We start from the raw sequence: 5,086 nt of genomic DNA, 5'->3' as shown, positions 1-5,086 counted from the left end.
GAGTTACCTCGCCGGCCTCCACCTACGCGGCGCGATGATCTGGATCAAGGACCTCACCCGGAGTGCCACTTGATCACAACCAAATACGCACCCTAACGCGCCGTCCAGCGCGGCCCATTGCAGGAGCAGGATGGTCTTGCCGTCGGTGGCTGTCACGGACCGTGGCGAGGGCGTCGGCGAAGGGCAGTTCGAGGACCTCGAGGTCCTCGCCGTCCTCCTCGGTCCCGCCGCCCGTCCCGGTGCGGTCGGCCGAGGTGTAGGGAGCGGCGTAGAAGTGCAGGCGCGCGGTGACGGAGCCGGGGCTCATGCGCCGCCCGACAGGCCGTCACCCCCGACGGCAAGCGGCTGGTCGCCGCGACCGCGGTCGCACTGGTGCGGCCCGGCAGCGCGGTGATCCTGGACGGGGGCACCACCGCCTCGCGGTGGCCCGCGCCCTGAGCAGCATGGTCTGCCCGGGGGCGAGCGGGTGGGTGGCCTGCTCGTAGCCGCCGAGGCCGGTGCCGAGCGGCGGGCCGGCGGGGACGCGCAGCGGTTCGGTGGGGCGGTCCGGGGTGACCAGGGCCGGTGGCAGGTGGCCCGCACTGGAGCCAGCGGCTGCGGCCCGGATCGGCGAGGACCAGCAGGCGGGTCGCCGGGCGGAGTCGTTGGCGGAGATGACGTTGTCGAGCTGGCGCAGGATGCGGTGCGGGGGCCGGTCCACGCTGGCGATGTCGCGCAGCGCCGAGCGGTGGTGGCTCATGTCGACGGCGGCCTCGACGCCGTGCCCCATCACGTCGCCCATGGCGAGCAGGGTGCGGCCGAAGGGCAGCCGGACCGTCTCGTACCAGTTGCCGCCGACCACCGTGGCGCTGCCGGAGGGCAGGTAGCGGGAGGCGAGGGAGAGGTTCTGGTACGGGTTGCCGGCTTCGCTGAGCAGGGCGACGGCGACCGAGGCGGTGGTGAGCACCTCGCGGAGCAGGTCCGGATCGTCATCGTGGTGGTGGCTGTCGGCGATCGGGTCGAGGCTCACCGTGAGGGGCGTCGCGGTCGCCGCCAGGGACCGGGCCTCCGGTGTCGCGGGCGGGAGTCCTCTGCGCGCTTGCCGTGCCGGAAGTGCATACGCCCATGATCACGCGCCGACGCGGCACGCTCACGGCAGGGTGGAACCTTGACTGGCCGGAGGCGCTGTTGTCGCCGCGGGCGAGCCGGTTGCGTGTGTGCGCACACACTTGTAGAGTGCGTGCACACGCACATAGTCGCGCCGGATCCGGGACACCGCCCGGAAGCCAGGAGGAGAAGCCCGCATGGAAACCGCCCAGATCGTTCTGATCACTGGCACCTCCTCCGGGATCGGCCTCGCCGCCGCCGTGAGCGCCGCCCGCTCCGGGTGCCGCGTGGTCGCCACCATGCGCGACACCGGGCGGGCCGGGAACCTGCTCCGCGCGGCCGAGCAGGCGGGTGTCGCCGAGCGGATCGAGGTCGAGCGGCTGGACGTCACCGACCCGGCCTCCGTCGCCGACTGCCTGAACATCGTCCTCGACCGGCACGGGCGGCTGGACGCCGTGGTCAACAACGCGGGAGCGGGCTTCGTCGGCACCGTCGAGCAGGACGGGCTGGCGCCGGTGCGCGCCGCCATGGAGGTCAACTACTTCGGCGTGGTCGAGGTGACCCGGGCCGCGCTGCCGCACCTGCGGGCCAGCCGCGGCCGGGTGGTCACCGTGACCAGCGTCGGCGGCGTGGTCGGCCAGCCCTTCAACGAGGCCTACTGTGCGGCCAAGTTCGCCGTCGAGGGCTTCATGGAGTCGCTGGCCCCGACCGCCGCCACCGTCGGCGTCGCCGTCACCGTGGTCGAACCGGGCGCGGTGGCCAGCGAGTTCATCGGTAACCAGGACCTCGACATCCCGGCGCTCATCGCCGCCGCCGGCCCGTACGGCCCGGCCCTGAGCGCGTACGTCGACCGGACGCTGAAGGCCTTCGGCAGCGCTCAGACCCCCGAGGAGGCCGCCGCGCCGATCGTCGCGGCGCTCACCGCCGAGCGGCCGCCGTTCCGGGTGCAGACCTCCGAGACGGCCCGCGCCTTCGCGGGCACCAAGCTGGCCGACCTGGACGGCTCCGTGGTGCAGGCGATGACGGGCGGCTGGGTGGCCTCCGAAGGCGCCTAATGGGACTGGCACCGCGTCGGCGGGGGCGGGGCAACGCGGCCGGTGCCGGGTGATCACCGGTCATACTTGGGCGGCGGCGCCGGACACCGGACGCCGCGGGTCGTGCCGGGCCCGCCCGACCGACGCCGTAGCAGCAGACCGGAGGAGCCGATGAGCCCCCACCAGCCGACCAGTGGCCCGGCGGCCGGGGCCCCCGGGGTGCCGTGGAACCGGCAACGGCTGCGCAGCAACAACGAGTGGCTGCTGCTGGAGCTGCTGCGCACCGGCGGCGGCTCCTCACGCGCCCAACTGGCCCGGGACACCGGCCTGTCCAAGCCCACCGTCTCCGCCGCCCTGGCCGGGCTGGAACAGGCCGGGATGGTCCGCGAGGCCGGGCGGCTGGCCCCCGAGCGGGGCCGCACCGCCGTGCTGTACGAGGTCGACCCGACGGCCGGTCACGTGCTCGGGGTGGACATCGGCCGGGCCCGGCTGCGGGTCGCGGTCGCGGACCTCGCCGGTACCGTCGTCGCCCGCCAGGACGTCGCCAACCGCGGCCGGAGCGCCGATGCCGTCGCGGACGCCGTGGTGGCCGCCGCGCGCGAGGCGACCGCCGAGGCGGGCCTGACCGCCGCGGACATCGTGCACGCGGTGATCGGCACCCCGGGCGTGTGGGACGAGGAGCGGCGCGGCGTGCGCTACGCCACCAGCCTGCCCGGCTGGGGCCGGCCCGGGCTGTTCGACCGGATCGGGGAGGGCCTGGGCGCGGCCGTCACGGTGGCCAACGACGCCAACCTCGCCGCACTCGGCGAGTACACCCTCGGCGCCGGGCGCGGCAGCCGGATGTTCGCCTACCTGCTGGTCGGCACCGGGCTCGGGGTCGGCGTGGTCAAGGACGGCGAACTGCTGCTCGGCGCGCACGGCGCGCTGGGCGAGATCGGCCTGGTGCCGCTGCCCGCCCGCCCGGGCGAGCCGGCCGCGACCATCGAGCGGCAGGCCGCGGCCGACGCCGTGGTGCGCACCGCCCGGGACCTCGGGCTGACCGGGCCGGGCGGGAGGCAGCTGACCGCCAAGCAGGTCTTCGAGCGGGCCCGGGCTGGCGAGGAAGCCGCGGTCCGGGTGGTGGAGCGGGAGGCGGAACGGCTCGCCTACGCCGTCGCCGTGCTGGCCGCGATCCTGGACCCGGACCTGGTGGTGCTCGGTGGCGGCATCGGCAGCAGTGCGGACCTGCTCCTGGAACCGCTGGAGCAGGCCCTGCACCGGCTCGCCCCGATGCGTCCGACGCTCGCGCCGAGCCTCCTGGGGGAGGACGCGGTGCTCCTCGGTGCGGTCTCCACGGCGCTGGAGACCGCCCGCCCCGAGGTGTTCGAGCGCCGGACGGCGGGGCTGCGCTGACGGCCGGTCGGTGGGGTCAGCCGGTGGCCGGGGCCAGGCCGTAGGTGCCGAGGATCGGGTTGACCGGCTGGAAGAAGGTCTCATCGCGCGATGTGCAGTCGCCGGAGCCGCCGGAGGTCACGCCCTGGGCCTGGTCGCTGGAGATGAACGACCCGCCGGAGTCGCCCGGTTCGGCACATGCGTTGGTGTGGGTGAGGCCGTAGACGCTGCCGGCCGATCGGCGGCTCGCGTGTGCGGGTGCCGCGCGACTCCGCGGTCGTGTCGCCCGCGGAGGGTGACGGCGACTCGGAAGTGATTGCGCCTGGTAGTCGGAAGATCTCGATCTGCCAACGAGTGGGGAATCCGTGCGCGCCGCGTGTGCGAGGTCTGCTTGAATCGCACGCCTCATCCAAACGGAACGGAGCGTTCTCCTCCCATGCCTTCACGGATACCCGGCCGCCGCCGGGCGGCCGGTCTGGCCGGATTCGCCGGACTCGTCCTCACCGTCGGTCTGACGCTGACCGGTTGCGGCCCGTCGTCGGCCGACGACGGGGCCAAGCCCTCGTCCTCGCCGACCGTCGCGGCCACCCCCAGCGCGAACACGCCGCCGGCCGCCACCGCCCCGGCGCCGCCCTCGAACGTCGCGCCGTCCGCGGCCCCGCCCATTCGTCCCCAGTCGACTCCGCCCAAGGCGCCGCAGCCGAAGGTCACCACCGCGCAGCCGCCGGCCGACCCGGAGTCGCAGCACACCGCGGCAGCGGGCGGGGGGCAGTGCGAGATCCGCTCCAGCGCTGGCAACTGCTATGCGGCCGGGCAGTTCTGCCGGAACGACGACCTGGGCAAGAGCACCCACGACGCCGGCGGACGGGTGATCTACTGCCGGATGGTCAGCGGAAAGCCGCACTGGGAGGCGTGAGTCACCCGCTCAGGGTGTCCCAGAACAGGTGCTCGTAGGCCTGGAGCGGCAGACCGTACTCCCGGGCGGTGGCCAGGGTCCGTTCGTCCAGCGGGTCGGGCCCGAGGGCGTCGGCGGCCTGCTGCTCCAGCTCGGTCGCGGGCTGGGCGAAGAAGTCGAAGAACGCGCAGGCCCCGTCGGAGAGGCCGTAGCGGTGGCGCAGGGCGTGGGCGACGGTGGCGCAGAAGCCGCCCCAGAGCGCGTAGTCAGGTGTCCACCTCTGGATGCGGACGCGCTCCGCTGATCGGAGTGTGGAGCTATGGCGAGCAAGGTGATACTTGCCGTTCTCGACCTGGAGCCTGGGCAAGCTGGCCGACTTCCTGGTCGCCGAGGGGGTGGTCAACGACATCAGCCACGAGGGCCTGCGGGTCCTGCTCCGCGAGGAGGGCGTCTCGTTTCAACGCGTGAAGACCTGGAAGACCTCGAAGGATCCCGGCTACGAGGCGAAGAAGGCCCGTGTCGAGCACCTCTGCGCCATCGCCGACGGCGAGGTGATACCCGAGAAGGGCGAGCCCGAAGTCATCTTCTGCATGGACGAGTTCGGTCGTGCGCCACGAGGCGCTGAGGAATCGAGTGGGAGGAGGAGCCCACGGCTGGTCATCGCAGTGACCGGTTGAAGCTGGAGGCAGGCTGATCCCCA

Annotated in this window: 4 protein-coding genes and 5 pseudogenes; 5 read left to right on the top strand and 4 right to left on the bottom strand. The window is 73.7% G+C overall.

Annotated features, from left to right (window positions below; translation table 11 throughout):
• Window positions 1–3 precede the first annotated feature (3 nt).
• Window positions 4–307: pseudogene (locus tag ACWC9T_RS40740) on the bottom strand (hypothetical protein); the annotation flags it as partial.
• 5 nt (window positions 308–312) lie between these two features.
• Between ACWC9T_RS40740 and ACWC9T_RS40735 the strand changes: the two are divergent.
• Window positions 313–437: pseudogene (locus tag ACWC9T_RS40735) on the top strand (DeoR family transcriptional regulator); the annotation flags it as partial.
• A gap of 59 nt (window positions 438–496) precedes the next feature.
• Here ACWC9T_RS40735 and ACWC9T_RS40730 read toward each other — a convergent pair.
• Window positions 497–739: pseudogene (locus ACWC9T_RS40730) on the bottom strand (SpoIIE family protein phosphatase); the annotation flags it as partial.
• A gap of 544 nt (window positions 740–1,283) precedes the next feature.
• Between ACWC9T_RS40730 and ACWC9T_RS40725 the strand changes: the two are divergent.
• Both ACWC9T_RS40725 and ACWC9T_RS40720 read left to right on the top strand, forming a co-directional pair.
• Window positions 1,284–2,141, top strand: a complete 858-nt coding sequence (locus tag ACWC9T_RS40725; protein WP_449826067.1) for an SDR family NAD(P)-dependent oxidoreductase — start codon at window positions 1,284–1,286, stop codon at window positions 2,139–2,141.
• 150 nt (window positions 2,142–2,291) lie between these two features.
• Complete coding sequence (locus tag ACWC9T_RS40720) at window positions 2,292–3,512, top strand: ROK family protein (protein ID WP_449826066.1); 1,221 nt, start codon at window positions 2,292–2,294, stop codon at window positions 3,510–3,512.
• A gap of 16 nt (window positions 3,513–3,528) precedes the next feature.
• On the opposite strand, the pseudogene ACWC9T_RS40715 reads toward ACWC9T_RS40720, so the two are convergent.
• Window positions 3,529–3,723, bottom strand: a pseudogene (locus tag ACWC9T_RS40715) (trypsin-like serine protease); the annotation flags it as partial.
• 204 nt (window positions 3,724–3,927) lie between these two features.
• On the opposite strand from ACWC9T_RS40715, the gene ACWC9T_RS40710 reads away from it, so the two are divergent.
• Window positions 3,928–4,407 carry a hypothetical protein gene (locus ACWC9T_RS40710; protein WP_449826065.1) on the top strand — a complete coding sequence of 160 codons (480 nt, stop codon included), beginning with the start codon at window positions 3,928–3,930 and terminating at the stop codon, window positions 4,405–4,407.
• Between the two features lies 1 nt (window position 4,408).
• On the opposite strand, the gene ACWC9T_RS40705 is transcribed toward ACWC9T_RS40710, so the two are convergent.
• On the bottom strand, window positions 4,409–4,753 hold the full coding sequence (locus tag ACWC9T_RS40705; protein WP_449826064.1) for a hypothetical protein: 345 nt from the start codon (window positions 4,751–4,753) through the stop codon (window positions 4,409–4,411).
• Here ACWC9T_RS40705 and ACWC9T_RS40700 point away from each other — a divergent pair.
• A pseudogene (locus tag ACWC9T_RS40700) lies at window positions 4,725–5,039 on the top strand (IS630 family transposase); the annotation flags it as partial. The gene ACWC9T_RS40705 and the pseudogene ACWC9T_RS40700 sit on opposite strands and share 29 nt — an antisense overlap.
• Window positions 5,040–5,086: the final 47 nt, after the last annotated feature.

The organism is Kitasatospora sp. NPDC001159 (genome assembly GCF_053598235.1).
Note: the sequence above shows the minus strand (reverse complement) of the source record. Positions and strands in the feature narration are given on the sequence as shown.